This is a genomic window from Pseudomonas sp. YeP6b, assembly GCF_025642995.1.
Classification (GTDB): Bacteria; Pseudomonadota; Gammaproteobacteria; order Pseudomonadales; family Pseudomonadaceae; genus Aquipseudomonas.
The window spans coordinates 2,996,776-3,010,599 of the sequence record NZ_CP080090.1; the positions used below are offsets into that span (position 1 = coordinate 2,996,776).

The window sequence follows — 13,824 nt, forward strand, 5'->3', positions numbered from 1 at the left end:
CAGAAAGGGACGACTTTAAGCGGGTAAAAACCGCGAAGAACTAGCCAGGAGACTTACACAAAAAAGCGATCCAACTGATTGCGCAAAAACGCGGCAAATAAAAAAACACGCTCATCCGTGCCCGATTTGCGCCCATGGCCGCTCCGGTGCCAAGAGCAAGTCGTCCCTGGATAGCAAGGCGTTTACCGGCCGCGTCGGCGTGGTCTATCTGTTCGATAACGGTTTGGTGCCGTATGCCAGCTACGCAGAGTCGTTCAACCCGCAATCTCGTGGCTTTGAACTGGAAGGTAAGGCCAGCCTCAACGATAACCTGGACATCACCGCGGCCTACGGCTACCTGGATAATCGCACCAGCAAGTCCAACAGCACCGTGCAGGCGAGTGCGACTTATCAGTGGTAACTGGATGAGCAAGCTTTTTGTGGCGAGCGAGCTTGCTCGCGCTGGGGCGCGAAGCAGCCCCTCATCAGGACACTCGTATACACCCGGCAGACTGAGGTGTCAGGTGTTGGGGCCGCTTCGCAGCCCCGCGCGAGCAAGCTCGTTCGGCTCAGCCGATAAGGCAATTTAATGGCCCCTTTGTAACAAAATCCCCGCCAGAATCGCTTTTATTTTCAGGTGGTTAGGTGGGAATGCAAATGCGCACTGTTGGTATCATGCTGATCGCCTGCTCCATGGCAGGTGGTGCAGCTGCCGTGCAGGCACGGGAGCTGCGCGAGGGTGACAAGTACATGTGCAGTTGGGGCGCGGGCACCGCCGCCAGGGCCCAGGAACTCAAGCTGTCGGGCGTGTCGCTGTATGCCGCGCGGCAGAAGATCCAGACCATCAAATTCAGCAAATCCTGGATGCGCATGATGGCCATGGGCATCACCGAGCAGACCTATGACAGCCGTTCACGGCTCAAGCCCGAGGCGATTCGTCAGAGTTTTTATCAGGATTGCCTGCGTTATAAGGTGGCGCGTAAATAACCTATTACCTGCACCGGCCAGTGCAAAATCTGCGTAAGCCTGTCCAACTTTGCCCTGGCGCCGCTCGCCATACTGGCGCCAGGTAAACCACGAGGCACAGGCCATGACTGATTACGTATTCACCCCCGAGCAGCTTCCATCCCTGGCGATCCAAGGCAGCGCGGCGCGTTTCCCGCTGCGCCGGGTGTTTTGCGTGGGCCGTAACTACAGCGAACATGCCCGCGAGATGGGGCATGACCCGGATCGCGAGCCGCCGTTCTTCTTTATGAAACCGGCCGATGCGGTAGTGCCTGCCGAAGGCGTGATCGCGTATCCGCCGCTGACCGCCGACCTGCACCATGAGGTGGAACTGGTGGTGGCCATTGGCAAGGGCGGGGTGGATATCAGTCCTGAAGACGCCTTTTCCCACATCTTGGGCTACGGTGTCGGCATCGATCTGACTCGCCGCGACCTGCAAGCCCAGGCGAAAAAGCTTTCGCGCCCGTGGGAATGGGCCAAAGCCTTTGATGAGTCGGCGCCCAGCACGGCCTTGCAGCCGGTGAGTGTGGTAGGGCACCCGGCCAGCGGCAAAATCTGGCTGAAGGTCAATGGTGAACAACGCCAAGTCGGCGACCTGGCTGATCAGATCTGGTCCGTCAGCGAAGTCATCAGCCACGCCTCCAAATCCGTGGCGCTCAAGGCCGGCGACCTGATCTTCACGGGCACACCCGCAGGCGTCGGTGCATTGCAACCGGGGGATGTGGTCACGGCCGGTATCGACGGCATCGGCGAGCTGAGCTTCACCCTCGGCCAAGGTTGAGGCTAAAGTGGTGCCCAGGCCACCCGAGAGACCGTTATGCCAGGCACCCGCGTCACCACCTATGGCATGGAGCAGCGCAGCGACCGCCCCGACTTCTATATCCGCGACAAGCGCGGGCGGGCGGCGCTGACCAGCCCGCATCGGCATGAATACTTCCAGATCCAGATCAACCTGGGCGGCGACACCGTGCAGCATATCGGCGGCGCGGTGCGGCCGTTTCCGCACAAGGCCCTGGCGTTTATCCTGCCCCATCGCCTGCACGTGATTCCCCATCCTGAAGACGGCGAGTTCATGCTGATCAACTTCAGCCAGGCGTTTTTCCTGCCGCAACTGACCTGCGACCCGCTGGACCTGGAAGACATCCCCATCGGCCAGGCGCCGGAGCTGTCACCGTTTCGCTTTCAGGAGCAGCTGGATTTCATCCTCGACGACGCCGCCTTCGACGAAGTGAACACCTGGCTCACGCATATGCGTGCCTTGGACGCCCATCGCACCTTCGGCGCGCGCGAGCGGTTAAAAGGCTACGTGTTCCAACTGATCGGCCTGGTCTGCGAGCAGTACGCCGAGCCCTTGCAAGCATTTGCCGCCAACAACGCCACTCGACGCGGGCGCAAGGATGCCTTGGCGCGCGTGCAGGGCTATATCCGCGAGCATCTGCACGAGCCGACCCTCAACCTGACGGATGCCGCCGCCGCTGCTTTCCTATCGCCCAACTACCTCACCCACCTGTTGCGCAAGGAGACCGGCAAACCGTTCTCCCACTGGGTACTTGATCGCCGCATGCAATTGGCGCGCACTTTGTTGCTCAACAGTGCGCAGATGATCGGAGTTATCGCCCAGCGCTGCGGGTTTACCGATGAAGCGTACTTTTCTCGTTGTTTCCGCAAGGCCCATGGCTTCGCGCCGGGGCAGTTTCGCCGTCAGCAAAAGGCGCAGCCCTTGTAGGCCGCGCGTTTTACAAATCCACCACAAACCTTATGTTTCTATGTGCATACAATTGCATCCTTCAACAGGAGGCCTGTATGCAAACGCTGATACGTGTGGCGACACTGGACGATATCGACACGCTCTTCGCTATCCGCACCTCGGTGGTGCAAAACCACCTGAGCCGCGAACAAATGAACGACTTGGGGATTACCCCACAGGTGGTGGCGGATAGCATCCGCGAAGCACCGTGCGTGTGGATCGCCGAAGTGGAAGGTCGGCCCGCCGCCTTTTCCATGGTCGACCTGGCCGCAGGCGAGGTGTTTGCGATGTTCGTACAGCCCGGCTTCGAAGGCCGTGGCCTGGGCCGCCGCTTGATGGCGGTGGCGGAAGCAGCCTTGTTTGAACGCCACGACACGCTGTACCTGGTCACGGACGGGCGCGACGAAATCCGCGCTAACGGTTTTTACCAACGGCTGGGCTGGTCGAAGGTTGACCGCGTCGAGGGTGATGACGTTCGTTATGAGAAGAGCAGGGTGCCTTAATGCCATGAACCCATCACCAGCCCCTTCGTCCTACAGCTTTCGCTACTTTGCGATTGGGGTTGTGTGCGTCGCGGTGTTACTGGGCGGCTATTTCGTGCGGCTTAATGCCCAAGTCGATCGGGAACGGGCAGAGGTGGTCGAGCGTTTGGCCCTTTGCAGGCAAGTGGAACGTGTGGCCGGCGCGGCGGCGTCAAACAGCGCTGAACTTCGCGAGACGTGCCGTCAATTCAATGGGCAGTCCTCCAACAGCGTTACATCGCATTAGGTAATAACCACTTTTAATACAAGGAAATATAAGCGGTACTTGCACCAAAAAGTGGCACTTATAATCCCGTCTACCTTAAAAAATGTGTGGTTATTGAATGACTTACGACGATTTTAATCCGACGAAAGGATTAAAATAATCTTGTTCCGGCTTTTCTCAATCGATACTATAGCCGGGCGTTCACCTCCCACGGTTTATGCATTTTTAAATCCCAAGTTTCCATCAGCTACTTGGGATTTTTTTTGCCCGAAATTTGACCTCGGCGTCAAACTTCACTGTCGGCAAACTCTGCCCGCATACGCCCATTACGTTTGGCCTGGTACAGCAACTTATCGACTGACTCGATAAACGCCAGCATATTACTGTTGGGCGTAACGATATGCGTACCGACCCCCAGGCTCAGGGTCAGCAGCTTGGAAACCGCCGAAAAGCCATGCTCGATCTGCTGCTGGCAAATCAGATGCAAGCAACGCCGTGCCACCTGCCGCGCCGACGCCGCATCCGTCTCCGGCAGCAACCACACAAACTCCTCGCCGCCGATACGCGCAATGAAATCCCGTGGCCGGTTGGCCGCCAGCGACAAGGTGCGCGCCACCTGGCGCAAGGCTTCGTCGCCCTTGATATGGCCGTAGTGATCGTTGTACTGCTTGAAAAAATCGATATCGAGGATGATCAACGACAGCGGCAACTGGCTGCGCTGGGCGCTGGCCCATTCGCGCTCCAGCACGGTGTCGAACATGCGCCGGTTGGCGATGCCGGTGAGGCCGTCCTGGAAAGAATATTCCTCCAGTTGTTTCTGCAGGCGGATCAGGTGCTCTTCGGTCTTTTTGCGCTCGCTGATATCGAACATGAAGCCGATCAACGCTTCTACTTCATCGCCCTTGCGCACCACATGCACCACGTCACGGATCCACACATAGTCGCCATTTACCGTCAGCGCGCGGTAGTCGGCCTCGTGATCCTCACCGGCGCGCGATTGCGACACGCAGAAATTCACCACGTATTCCCGGTCGTCCGGGTGCATGCGTTCGACCCAGTCGTCCACGCTCACCCAGCTTTGCGGGGCCCAGCCCAGCAGCGCTTCGATCTGCGGGCCGATATAGCTGAAGGTCATGGTCTGCCAATCGATGCGCCAGGGGATGGCCTTGGTTGACTCCAGCAGCGTTTTGTACACGGCACTGTCGGGCGGGCTCGGTGGAGTCAGGCTCATGGCGGCGGCTCGGAATGATGGCAAAGAGCCAAGATCGTGTTTTGAACGACGCCGAGAGTCAAGCCTTCGGCATCGCAGCAGACGAGAGGTCGCGTGCTGGGTTTTTGGCGCCAGCACGCCAGCGTTTACACGGCAAAATGCGGCACATGTATCACTTTTGAATTAATTGTTCAGTGGCCGGCAAAAGCTTATCTATGCTGGATGCATCACACCTACAGGGTCGAACCCAGAGACGGGGTTTTGTCATGATTCCGATCACCGAACTCAACCGCATCATGGCCGCAGGCTTCCTGCCGCTGTCGTGTGATTGCAGCCTCAACAGCGACGGCTCGTTGCGCATCAGCGTGTTCGAGCCGGCGTCCGGGCGTGTCGACCTGTTGCTGACCCGGGTCTCGCCCCAAGGCCTGGACAGCGTGCGTTCCATCGCCAACCTGATTGGCGAACTGCGCACCGAGCTCAAGGCCGGGCGTCGTGGCTTTGCGGCATTCGGCTAGCTATTGACGGTGCTGGTTGGGGCAGTGATTGCGCCGTAGTAGCGCCAGCAGCAATGCCGGTGTTCCGGCAGGATTACGCAGCCGCTGAGGCTGACGATCAACAGGGCGGCAACCAGCCTATAAAGGCGACGGGTCATGATATTTCCTCAGTGTGTGTACGGCGTTACTCCTTGAACGCCGCCACCTGTAAAAACCCGTCGCAATGCTTTCAAACATTTCATCAAGCGCCGCCATCCTCTGAGTAATACTCGTCTCAACCACCTGAGTGGTAGAAGCAGAAGCACAGCAACACACACATCTGTCTGATGTACTGGAATCCAACTGTGGGAGCGGGCTTGCTCGCGAATGCGGTGGTTCAGTTACAAATAAGCTGACTGACCCACCGCATTCGCGAGCAAGTCGAATCGTCGCACTGCTGCTCCCACAATTTTGACCGAGTTTAGCTGCCACCACTCAATGCTCTGCTTTTCTGTGGGAGCTGGCTTGCCTGCGATACAGGCGCCTCGGTCTACCTTACCTCAACCCGGTTCTACACACTCCACCGCTCGATCCACCAAAGCCCTCGCCATATCCACCAGATGCAGCACCGAAATCACCAGTGTTTGCGACGTCCCGTCCAATCGCTCGCCAGCCTCTTGTGCCGTGGCAGACGCACAGCACAACAAGCTGCTGGCATGCACCCAAGCACTTTCAAAACTGGTTTCAGGGTCAACGGTGAACAGCATCGGTTCTACCGTGTCGGGTGAGGGAGCAGGGGAGAGATAGTGATCCAGGGCGCGCTTATACGCGGCGTACTTTAGTGTTTGGTCACTGTCTCTGAACGGTTGATCCGCGTTTCCTGTGTTCATCATGAAGTACCTCTAGTCAGTTAAAAACGCTGCAAAAAAATGAAGCGTCGCGACTAGTCATTTACAGGCTGCTAAAACCGGTCACTGAATTGGCAGTGACGGGTGGAGACTAGCTAGCTGATTTGGGAGGCGCAAGCGGTTGGGGTTTTCTCGGAAACGTCCTGCGAGGGAAAGGGAAATATCGGCGATGACCCGATTAAACAGGCTGGACGAGCGAAGACGAAATCTTCAGCCGCTGCCGCGTTCGTCAAATCCTTTGTCGAACGGCAGAAAGCAAGTGAGGTAATGAAGCGAGGTTTGCTGAGCAGCGTGTAGAGCGCGCAATTACAGGCGACGTAGGAAGGATCTGACGATGTGCCGGGTGGCGTCGGTGGTGTCCAGTTCGTCCAGGGCGCCATAGGCGTGCCACCGGCAAGCGACGATCTCGTTGCGCGGCCGCGCGTCGGCAATGTTTACCACCGAGGCTTCGAACACGTGGTGCACGGTGTCGCGGGCCTTAAGTTCCTGCAAGTACAGCAAGCCGTCCACGTTTAACCCGGTTTCTTCTTCCAGCTCGCGCTCGGCTGCACCGACCGGGCGCTCATCACGCTCGACCTTGCCGCCGGGCAGTGCCCATTTTGATCTGGCCTTGCGCACGAAGAGGATATGCCCCTCGTGTTCGCAAATGACCGTGGCTCTTATTTTCATCGAGTGTGCCCACGCGCGGGATGAGTGTCATAAAAGTGTAATGCAATTGTCATGCTAAGTGCTTATGGCGCACAGGGGTGGGGATGTGGATACTGACCGATTGATGAAAACGGACGAGGACAACAGATGACTACCGTACGTTGGGGCATGATCGGCTGTGGTGATGTAACTGAGTTGAAGAGTGGACCCGCTTTCTACAAAGCGCCAGGCTCGGCCCTGGTGGCGGTGATGGGGCGCCGTGAGGCGGCCGTGCGCGATTATGCGGCACGCCATGGCATTGCGCGTTTCTATACCGACGCCCAGGCACTGATTGACTACCCCGAAGTAGACGCGGTGTACATCGCCACACCGCCTGACAGCCACCTCGAATACAGCTTGATGGTGGCCGCGGCCGGCAAGCATTGCTGCGTCGAGAAACCCATGGCCCTCAACGCCGAGCAAAGCGCGTTGATGCAGCGCACCTTCGAGCGCGCCGGGCTGCACTTGTTTGTGTCCTACTACCGCCGCTCGTTGCCGCGTTTCCAGCAAGTACGTGACTGGCTGCGCGACGGGCGCATCGGTGAGTTGCGCCAAGTGATTTGGACGTTTACCAAGCCGCCAGCCGCCGCCGACACCAGCGCCGCCAACTGGCGCACTGACCCGACGATCGCCGGCGGTGGCTACTTTGCCGACCTGGCCAGCCACGGGTTTGACCTGTTGCAGTACCTGGCCGGCGATATCGTCGAAGTCACCGGGTTCACCGCGCGCCAGGCCGGGCTGTATGCGGCGGAAGATGCGGTGACGGCCTGCTGGACCTTCGGCTCAGGTGCGCTGGGCATGGGGTGCTGGAACTTCGTCGCGGACCGTCGCGAAGATCGCGTCGAGCTGATCGGCAGCCGTGGCCGCATTACCTTTGCGGTATTCGAAAACCAGCCGTTGCGCCTTGAAGGCGAGGTTAACGAAGTGCTCGAAGTGCCTCACCACGAACATATCCAGTGGCATCATGTGCTGGCGATGAACGCGCACATTCGTGGCGAAGCCGAGCATCCTTCGCTGGCGATCGAGGCGTTGAAGACCGATCGAATTCTGGACAAAGTATTGCAGCGCAATCCCAACCGTCCTGAGTAGATTTCCAACTCGTTGTGTTGCTTTGGCCACTATCGTTTATGGCCGCCGGTTTCAACAATAGCGGCTTACTTTTTTCAAGGGTTAGAGGGATGAACTACAAAACAACATGGATGGCAATTTGCCTGGTGCTGGCCAGTATGGCGACGCAAGCGGCACCCCGGGAGCAGCGGCCGGCGGGGGATTTTGATTTTTATGTGCTGTCGTTGTCGTGGTCGCCGACCTTCTGCCTGACGCACCCCGGCAACGAACAGTGCACAGGCAAAGGCTATGGGTTTGTGCTGCATGGGTTATGGCCGCAATACGCCAAAGGCGGCTGGCCGGCGTCGTGTGATGCGCAATCGCGACTGTCGACAGAGGACTTGGCCAAAGGCGCGTTGATGTTTCCCACCCAGGCCTTGCTCAAGCATGAATGGACCAAGCACGGTACGTGCAGCGGGCTGGACGCTTCGGGTTACCTGGAGGCGACCGATAAGGCATTGGCGGCGGTGCAGATTCCGCAGCAATTGCAGCCATTCAACGTACCGAATTACCTGGAAGCTGGGGAAATCGCGGCGCTGTTCCGTAAGAGCAACCCGGCCATGGGCGACCATGGCATGGCGGTGATCTGCAAGGGCAAGGAGTTGTCTGAAGTGCGCGTGTGCCTGAGCAAGGAACTGCGCTTTGCCGGTTGCCCCAAGAGCGTGAAGAGCCAGTGCCGTGGCGGTGATATTCGCATCCCGGTGCAGCGCTGATCAGGTGCCTGAGTGCAGTGAAATGGCGGCTGGCGTGGCATTCGCCGCTCCGGCGCGGTCCGCCAGGTAACGCGCTTGCGTTTTCATAACCCGGTCCGCGGTCGCCTAACCATTAGCTGTCCAACTTTTGGGGCGCACTTCACTTTTGAATTGCACTCGGTAAAAAATGTGGGAGCGGGCTTGCTCGCGAATGCGGCGTATCAGTCAACAGATTCATTGGCTGACTCACCGTATTCGCGAGCAAGCCCGCTCCCACATGGGTTAGGTGGCGCCCATTAGTCCACGCAAACCAACCGGCCCTCCGATGTGGCGCACCTCCAAGCTGCACCGCAGAAACCTTGTGGGAGCTGGCTTGCCTGCGATGGCGGTGGGTCAGCAACACTAATGCCAGCTGGCACGGCCTCATCGCAGGCAAGCCCGCTCCCACATGGGTTAGGTGGCGCCCATCAGTCCACGCAAATCGCCCGGCCCAGCTTGCCTTTCTCCACCGTCGCCGAGCAGCCGAAGTGACTGTTGTCCACCTGGCACGTGCCCGCTACAGGGCCGTTACCCGATTGCGTGGTCACGCTGGTCTGGCACTCACCCTCACACTGGCTCGAATCAGTGCAGGCCTTGCCCGCGTCCTTGTATGGCGTGATGCACTTCCAGCTCTGCAACTTGCCGACCTGCCTCATCGTGCCACCGCCCGCCAGGCAGGTGGACGCGGCGGCGTCCTGTGCCGGTGCAGCGGTGGGCGAGTGGGTGGAGCAGGCCGATACCAACAGCAGGGCGGCCAAGCCAATCATCAATTTCATGCAAAAATCCTCATGGAGTCAGCGCAGTAGTGCAGTGTACGGGCGATTGGACTACTTTGATTGGCGAGCGATCCCTACCTGGAACTGACCCATGCACACCTTATGGAAACGCTATTTAGCTTTGCTGGAAAACGACCTGAGCACGCAGATTTTCGACAACGTAAAAAACCTGCTGGTGTGCGCGCTGCTGTTTGCGGCGGGGACCAATACCTTGCTCGGGCAACGTGAACTGTTTATCGGCGTGTTCGCCTCCAGCGTGGCGGGCTGGGGCCTGATTATTTTGTCCGCCGTGTTGATGGTGTTGAACATCAGCGACGGCATTCGCCGGCTGGCCAAGCTGCGGTATCACCTGGCGCTGCAACTGTTGCTGATCCTGGTTTACCTGGTGATTGCCGAGCGGGTGGTGGAGATAGTCTGGGGCTTTCGGGCGCATTGAAGTATCCTCCGCGCCCCGCTATCACTGATTCAAAGAAACATGACCGGACAAGACATGCAGGCGCTGCTCGAGTCGATCCTCGACGAAGTTCGTCCACTGATCGGCCAGGGCAAAGTCGCCGACTACATCCCCGCGCTGGCCGACGTGCCCGCCAACCAACTCGGCATCGCCGTGTACGGCAACGATGGCTCGGCCTATTGCGCCGGTGATGCCGATACCCTGTTTTCGGTGCAGAGCATTTCCAAGGTGTTCAGCCTGGTGCAGGCCATCGACCACGGTGGCGAAACCATCTGGGAACGCCTGGGCCACGAGCCGTCGGGGCAACCGTTCAACTCCATGGTGCAGCTGGAATTCGAACGCGGCCGCCCGCGCAACCCCTTCATCAATGCTGGCGCGCTGGTGATTTGCGACATCAACCAATCGCGCTTCGCCGTGCCGATCCTGTCGATGCGCGACTTCGTACGGCGCCTGTCGGGTAACCCGCAGATTCTGGTCAACAGCGTCGTCGCCGACTCCGAAGCCCAACACGGTGCGCGCAACGCGGCCATGGCGTACCTGATGAAGTCCTTCGGCAATTTTCATAATGACGTGGATGCGGTACTGCACAGCTACTTCAACTACTGCGCGCTGCAGATGAGCTGCCTGGACTTGGCCCGCGCCTTCAGCTTCCTCGCCAACGAGGGCGTAAGCGCCCACAGCGGCGAACAGATCCTGACCGCGCGCCAGACCAAGCAAGTCAACTCGATCATGGCCACCAGCGGGCTGTATGACGAGGCGGGCAACTTTGCTTATCGCGTGGGCTTGCCGGGCAAGAGCGGGGTAGGCGGCGGGATTGTCGCGGTGGTGCCGGGGCAGTTTACGGTGTGCGTGTGGTCGCCGGAGTTGAACGCAGCGGGGAATTCGCTGGCGGGGATGAAGGCGTTGGAGTTGTTGAGTGAGCGGATTGGGTGGTCGGTGTTTTGAGGGGCTGGGGATTGACGGCGGGGGCCGTAGATCCCCATGGATACCTAAGCTTTATGCGGTTTCACGAACAGATCGAACATCAAGAACAACGCCCCAGCAGTAATCGCAATATCGGCAATATTGAACACGCCGGTATGCGTTGGCCCGACGTTCAGCACCATGTAGTCAACCACATGACCGTCCCGAAATACGCGGTCGATCAAGTTGGCAATACCGCCCAAGGCAATCGCATAAAGCGGCAAGACCTTACGCAGCGGCTGGTTCCAATTGGAAAGCGACCACCACGTAGCCCACGCGACCACGATGGCCACGCCGACGATAAAAATCAGCTGTTTGACCTGCGGCGGCAACGCCGCGCCCAGGCTGAGGAATGCGCCGGGGTTAAGGCTCAGCTCCAGCGCCAGGTTGATTGGGTTGGGGCCGATTTTAAAACTGCTGGCTTGCAGTGAAACCAGGGCCAGTAGCTTTACCAACTGGTCGACGGCAATAAAGGCGATGCCGGCGAGGAGGGCGAAGGTGCGGCCTCGCAGTCGGGGTGACGTGCTCAAGCGGTAACTTCCTGTTTCGGGCTTTCGATAGAGCGCCAGAAGATAGCTCAGGCGCTTTATCTCGTCCATCTCAGGCCACCGAGTGATCGTGCCCACGCTCTGCGTGGGCATGCATCCTGTGACGCTGCGCGTCACGTTGTTATGCATCGATGAAAGCGTCCGGGGCGGCATTCCCTAGCTGCGCAGGGGGACGATCTTTATGCGGCTGGGTGGGCTATGTTCAAGGCCTTGTCTACCAGCAACTGCACGCCTTCCAGCATCCTGCAAATGCCCAGCGCGACATTGCGTTGCGAACCCTCGATTTCAAAGGCCATATGGTTGGCGATTTCGCAGACGGACGCCAGGTCCTGGGAAGCATTGACCAGCAAGGTTTCGGTGCCCAGGTCGGCGCGCACGGTGAAGATACCTTCGCTGGGTTCGGGAATGGGTTTGCCGGGGTTGAGGTAGTGGCTGATCGCGCGGTAGGCCACTTCGTGCAGGGTGCTGGTGTCGAAGTCTTGCTGGCCTGGGGGATTTGGGCTGTCTTTAATCATGGTCAAGCTCCTTTATAAATGGAACTGCCACAATTCGCGGTCAAACGAAATAGGGTGGCAGCTATACGCGGGTTGACCGACCGGCCAAAAGAGCAACACCGGCATACCCGAAGGTATCCCGCGCACAGCTGCCGCGACACGATACATCAGGCGTAAAAAAACGCCCAAGATCGGTGTTAGCGCATTTGCTCTTTTGGAGTCGGACGGTCAAATCCGGTCGCTGAATCGGCAGCGACGTCGAAGAGGTTAGTCAGCGCACTTCCGAGCGACAACCTGAAACCACTGTGGGAAATGTCCGAGAGCCCCCGGCGTCGAGCGCTCTGCAACCGCGTAAGCTGCACCGACTCAAGGAAGATGCCGACCATGCCCAAACCGCCTAATCATGTCGTCCAAACCGCAGCAAAGTAGCGTGTTTTACCTTCGAGCCGCATATCCGTGAGCGCGCAGGCGACTGGGGTTACAAGCACGAAAACATCTATTTTTTTGATGGCGAGGGTGACGCCTGCGAGCTATGAGCCAGGCGCAAACCACTGTACCCAGCCCGCCAATAACAGCAAGAGTACCCCGACGCACAGCAGCGCGGCGTACGCCGGCCGTACGCGGCGGATGCGGTCTTGCAGTGCGCCGATGGCGCAGAGTGCGATGAGCAGCGCGAACACCCAACTGGGCAGGTGGGCGGTGATGCCTAAACGGTTTCGTGCTCGTGGCGTGTGGGCTGCCTCTTCTGATGAACTCTCGGACGGCTTCTTTGCTGGGCTGGGCTTGTGCTTACTCATGCTCTTTTCTCTGTGCCGCGACGCTGCTCTTCGGCAGGGGCAATACCATGCTGACTTCTTGCTGGTAGCGCCGGTACCGTTCACCAAACAGCACCACCAAGTCTTTTTCTTCAAAGTAGGCGCCGATAAAGATATAGATCGTCATGCCCACCGCAAACAGCAGATGGCCCGCCGTCATATGTGGCGTGGCCCAGAAGGCGATCAGAAACCCCAGGTACAGCGGATGGCGCACGACCTTGTAGAACCATGGCGTTCTGAACACCGGCGCTTGTTGTGGCGTGTTGCGCCAGCGGTCGATGGCTTGCTTGAGTCCGAACAGTTCGAAGTGACTGATCAGCAAGGTTGCCAACGCCACAAGGCCCCAGCCCAGCCAGAACAGCACGGTCAACAATGCTGTGGCCCAGGTGGGCTCCACCTGCCACACCGTGAGCGTGAGCGGTTGCCACAGCCAGAACATCAACGTGAGCATCAGGCTGCTCAGCAAGACATACGTTGAGCGTTCAGCCGCTGCGGGGACGAATGCTGCCAACCAGTGCTTGAAGCTTTTACGCGCCATTACGGTGTGCTGGACGCTGAACAGAATGATCAGCAAGCAGTTGACCGTGGCTGCCAGTGGCCAATCGACAAGAGGGCCGGAGTCGAGGTGTTTGGGCACGACTACGCCGCCTACAAACCCTATCAAATAGAGAATGGTGCATAGGAAGATCAGGTAGCAGCCGGTGCTGTAGACCAGCCCGGCGGCGCGTGCCGCAAGGCTGTTTGGATCTTTTTTCCGGTTCATGGACGAGTCCTTTCGCTCATGCTGAATGGGTAAGCCAATCGATGATTGACCTCTGGACCGGCTAAGCTAGCGCAGTTTGTGGATTAAGTAACCTGTGAGAATTGACAGTTCTTTAGACTGTTTTGGTCTTCAACTTATCCAGCAGGCTGTGTTGCGCCACGGCGCCGATTTATAACCGCTGCACTCCATGCAACAACGAAACCTGGAGTCATTCAGAGATGGCTTCGAGGGTGCAGGTAGGAAGAATGCGCATTTTTTTGAGTTAAATCTTAATGAAGCTCGTGGCCCTTCACATTTTTCAGGCGTTGCTCGACAATGCGCCCTCTGTTCCGGAGTAGTTCAGCGGTAGAACACTCGGCTCTTAACCGGGTGGGCGCTGGTTCGAATCCAGCCTCCGGACCCATCACATACACAGCA

At 58.5% G+C, this 13,824-nt stretch carries 19 protein-coding genes, 1 tRNA gene and 1 pseudogene; 12 read left to right on the forward strand and 9 right to left on the reverse strand.

The window, feature by feature from the left end:
- Positions 1 to 142: 142 nt before the first annotated feature.
- The 6 genes and pseudogenes from KZH41_RS13430 to KZH41_RS13455 all read left to right on the forward strand — a co-directional run.
- Positions 143 to 376, forward strand: a pseudogene (locus tag KZH41_RS13430) (TonB-dependent receptor domain-containing protein); the annotation flags it as partial.
- A 260-nt stretch (positions 377 to 636) separates the two neighbouring features.
- Positions 637 to 966, forward strand: a complete 330-nt coding sequence (locus tag KZH41_RS13435; protein WP_242155777.1) for a hypothetical protein — start codon at positions 637 to 639, stop codon at positions 964 to 966.
- 103 nt (positions 967 to 1,069) lie between these two features.
- A complete protein-coding gene (locus KZH41_RS13440; protein WP_242155778.1) occupies positions 1,070 to 1,765 on the forward strand; it encodes a fumarylacetoacetate hydrolase family protein in 696 nt (231 codons plus the stop codon).
- Between the two features lie 36 nt (positions 1,766 to 1,801).
- On the forward strand, positions 1,802 to 2,710 hold the full coding sequence (locus tag KZH41_RS13445) for a helix-turn-helix transcriptional regulator (RefSeq protein WP_242155779.1): 909 nt from the start codon (positions 1,802 to 1,804) through the stop codon (positions 2,708 to 2,710).
- 77 nt (positions 2,711 to 2,787) lie between these two features.
- Positions 2,788 to 3,234 carry a GNAT family N-acetyltransferase gene (locus KZH41_RS13450; RefSeq protein WP_263274975.1) on the forward strand — a complete coding sequence of 149 codons (447 nt, stop codon included), beginning with the start codon at positions 2,788 to 2,790 and terminating at the stop codon, positions 3,232 to 3,234.
- Positions 3,235 to 3,238: 4 nt separating this feature from the next.
- Positions 3,239 to 3,499, forward strand: a complete 261-nt coding sequence (locus KZH41_RS13455; protein WP_242155781.1) for a hypothetical protein — start codon at positions 3,239 to 3,241, stop codon at positions 3,497 to 3,499.
- A gap of 265 nt (positions 3,500 to 3,764) precedes the next feature.
- On the opposite strand, the gene KZH41_RS13460 is transcribed toward KZH41_RS13455, so the two are convergent.
- Positions 3,765 to 4,709 (reverse strand): sensor domain-containing diguanylate cyclase, encoded by a 945-nt coding sequence (locus KZH41_RS13460; protein WP_094953549.1) that lies wholly within the window; start codon positions 4,707 to 4,709, stop codon positions 3,765 to 3,767.
- A 245-nt stretch (positions 4,710 to 4,954) separates the two neighbouring features.
- On the opposite strand from KZH41_RS13460, the gene KZH41_RS13465 reads away from it, so the two are divergent.
- Positions 4,955 to 5,203 carry a DUF1652 domain-containing protein gene (locus KZH41_RS13465; protein ID WP_094953548.1) on the forward strand — a complete coding sequence of 83 codons (249 nt, stop codon included), beginning with the start codon at positions 4,955 to 4,957 and terminating at the stop codon, positions 5,201 to 5,203.
- On the opposite strand, the gene KZH41_RS13470 is transcribed toward KZH41_RS13465, so the two are convergent.
- From KZH41_RS13470 to KZH41_RS13480, 3 genes are all read right to left on the reverse strand, one after another.
- On the reverse strand, positions 5,200 to 5,340 hold the full coding sequence (locus KZH41_RS13470; RefSeq protein WP_263274976.1) for a hypothetical protein: 141 nt from the start codon (positions 5,338 to 5,340) through the stop codon (positions 5,200 to 5,202). The genes KZH41_RS13465 and KZH41_RS13470 overlap by 4 nt on opposite strands.
- A gap of 381 nt (positions 5,341 to 5,721) precedes the next feature.
- Positions 5,722 to 6,054, reverse strand: coding sequence for a DUF6124 family protein (locus KZH41_RS13475; RefSeq protein WP_242155786.1), 333 nt, complete (start codon positions 6,052 to 6,054; stop codon positions 5,722 to 5,724).
- Positions 6,055 to 6,375: 321 nt separating this feature from the next.
- Entirely contained in the window at positions 6,376 to 6,738 is a 363-nt protein-coding gene (locus tag KZH41_RS13480) for an NUDIX hydrolase (protein WP_263274977.1), read from the reverse strand.
- Between the two features lie 126 nt (positions 6,739 to 6,864).
- On the opposite strand from KZH41_RS13480, the gene KZH41_RS13485 reads away from it, so the two are divergent.
- Both KZH41_RS13485 and KZH41_RS13490 read left to right on the forward strand, forming a co-directional pair.
- Entirely contained in the window at positions 6,865 to 7,845 is a 981-nt protein-coding gene (locus KZH41_RS13485) for a Gfo/Idh/MocA family protein (RefSeq protein WP_263274978.1), read from the forward strand.
- A gap of 89 nt (positions 7,846 to 7,934) precedes the next feature.
- Positions 7,935 to 8,576 carry a ribonuclease T2 family protein gene (locus KZH41_RS13490; RefSeq protein WP_094953545.1) on the forward strand — a complete coding sequence of 214 codons (642 nt, stop codon included), beginning with the start codon at positions 7,935 to 7,937 and terminating at the stop codon, positions 8,574 to 8,576.
- Positions 8,577 to 9,022: 446 nt separating this feature from the next.
- Here KZH41_RS13490 and KZH41_RS13495 read toward each other — a convergent pair whose 3' ends face one another.
- The gene (locus tag KZH41_RS13495) at positions 9,023 to 9,370 is read right to left on the reverse strand and encodes a hypothetical protein (protein ID WP_094952686.1); all 348 of its coding nucleotides are present in this window, start codon (positions 9,368 to 9,370) and stop codon (positions 9,023 to 9,025) included.
- 91 nt (positions 9,371 to 9,461) lie between these two features.
- Here KZH41_RS13495 and KZH41_RS13500 point away from each other — a divergent pair, with 91 nt between their 5' ends.
- Entirely contained in the window at positions 9,462 to 9,806 is a 345-nt protein-coding gene (locus KZH41_RS13500) for a hypothetical protein (RefSeq protein WP_242155789.1), read from the forward strand.
- A gap of 54 nt (positions 9,807 to 9,860) precedes the next feature.
- Positions 9,861 to 10,769, forward strand: a complete 909-nt coding sequence (glsB, locus tag KZH41_RS13505) for a glutaminase B (RefSeq protein WP_263275103.1) — start codon at positions 9,861 to 9,863, stop codon at positions 10,767 to 10,769.
- A gap of 44 nt (positions 10,770 to 10,813) precedes the next feature.
- Here glsB and KZH41_RS13510 read toward each other — a convergent pair whose 3' ends face one another.
- The 4 genes from KZH41_RS13510 to mddA all read right to left on the reverse strand — a co-directional run bounded on the left by KZH41_RS13510 (position 10,814) and on the right by mddA (position 13,407).
- Positions 10,814 to 11,317: a signal peptidase II gene (locus KZH41_RS13510; RefSeq protein ID WP_263274979.1), complete on the reverse strand. Its 504-nt coding sequence runs from the start codon at positions 11,315 to 11,317 to the stop codon at positions 10,814 to 10,816.
- Positions 11,318 to 11,514: 197 nt separating this feature from the next.
- Positions 11,515 to 11,850: a DUF6124 family protein gene (locus KZH41_RS13515; protein ID WP_242155790.1), complete on the reverse strand. Its 336-nt coding sequence runs from the start codon at positions 11,848 to 11,850 to the stop codon at positions 11,515 to 11,517.
- Between the two features lie 509 nt (positions 11,851 to 12,359).
- The gene (locus tag KZH41_RS13520; RefSeq protein ID WP_094952692.1) at positions 12,360 to 12,626 is read right to left on the reverse strand and encodes a hypothetical protein; all 267 of its coding nucleotides are present in this window, start codon (positions 12,624 to 12,626) and stop codon (positions 12,360 to 12,362) included.
- Positions 12,619 to 13,407: a methanethiol S-methyltransferase gene (gene mddA, locus KZH41_RS13525; protein ID WP_242155791.1), complete on the reverse strand. Its 789-nt coding sequence runs from the start codon at positions 13,405 to 13,407 to the stop codon at positions 12,619 to 12,621. Before mddA ends, KZH41_RS13520 begins: the two co-directional genes overlap by 8 nt.
- A gap of 328 nt (positions 13,408 to 13,735) precedes the next feature.
- Here mddA and KZH41_RS13530 point away from each other — a divergent pair.
- Positions 13,736 to 13,810, forward strand: a tRNA-Lys gene (locus KZH41_RS13530).
- The last annotated feature ends 14 nt before the right edge of the window (positions 13,811 to 13,824 follow it).

Coding starts and splice junctions, on each gene's coding strand:
- KZH41_RS13435 (WP_242155777.1), top strand. CDS start 637: ATGCGCACTGTTGGTATCATGCTGATCGCCTGCTCCATGGCAGGTGGT.
- KZH41_RS13490 (WP_094953545.1), top strand. CDS start 7,935: ATGAACTACAAAACAACATGGATGGCAATTTGCCTGGTGCTGGCCAGT.
- KZH41_RS13515 (WP_242155790.1), bottom strand. CDS start 11,850: ATGATTAAAGACAGCCCAAATCCCCCAGGCCAGCAAGACTTCGACACC.
- KZH41_RS13440 (WP_242155778.1), top strand. CDS start 1,070: ATGACTGATTACGTATTCACCCCCGAGCAGCTTCCATCCCTGGCGATC.
- KZH41_RS13500 (WP_242155789.1), top strand. CDS start 9,462: ATGCACACCTTATGGAAACGCTATTTAGCTTTGCTGGAAAACGACCTG.
- KZH41_RS13495 (WP_094952686.1), bottom strand. CDS start 9,370: ATGAAATTGATGATTGGCTTGGCCGCCCTGCTGTTGGTATCGGCCTGC.
- mddA (WP_242155791.1), bottom strand. CDS start 13,407: ATGAACCGGAAAAAAGATCCAAACAGCCTTGCGGCACGCGCCGCCGGG.
- KZH41_RS13470 (WP_263274976.1), bottom strand. CDS start 5,340: ATGACCCGTCGCCTTTATAGGCTGGTTGCCGCCCTGTTGATCGTCAGC.
- KZH41_RS13465 (WP_094953548.1), top strand. CDS start 4,955: ATGATTCCGATCACCGAACTCAACCGCATCATGGCCGCAGGCTTCCTG.
- glsB (WP_263275103.1), top strand. CDS start 9,861: ATGCAGGCGCTGCTCGAGTCGATCCTCGACGAAGTTCGTCCACTGATC.
- KZH41_RS13460 (WP_094953549.1), bottom strand. CDS start 4,709: ATGAGCCTGACTCCACCGAGCCCGCCCGACAGTGCCGTGTACAAAACG.
- KZH41_RS13475 (WP_242155786.1), bottom strand. CDS start 6,054: ATGATGAACACAGGAAACGCGGATCAACCGTTCAGAGACAGTGACCAA.
- KZH41_RS13445 (WP_242155779.1), top strand. CDS start 1,802: ATGCCAGGCACCCGCGTCACCACCTATGGCATGGAGCAGCGCAGCGAC.
- KZH41_RS13480 (WP_263274977.1), bottom strand. CDS start 6,738: ATGAAAATAAGAGCCACGGTCATTTGCGAACACGAGGGGCATATCCTC.
- KZH41_RS13450 (WP_263274975.1), top strand. CDS start 2,788: ATGCAAACGCTGATACGTGTGGCGACACTGGACGATATCGACACGCTC.
- KZH41_RS13485 (WP_263274978.1), top strand. CDS start 6,865: ATGACTACCGTACGTTGGGGCATGATCGGCTGTGGTGATGTAACTGAG.
- KZH41_RS13520 (WP_094952692.1), bottom strand. CDS start 12,626: ATGAGTAAGCACAAGCCCAGCCCAGCAAAGAAGCCGTCCGAGAGTTCA.
- KZH41_RS13455 (WP_242155781.1), top strand. CDS start 3,239: ATGAACCCATCACCAGCCCCTTCGTCCTACAGCTTTCGCTACTTTGCG.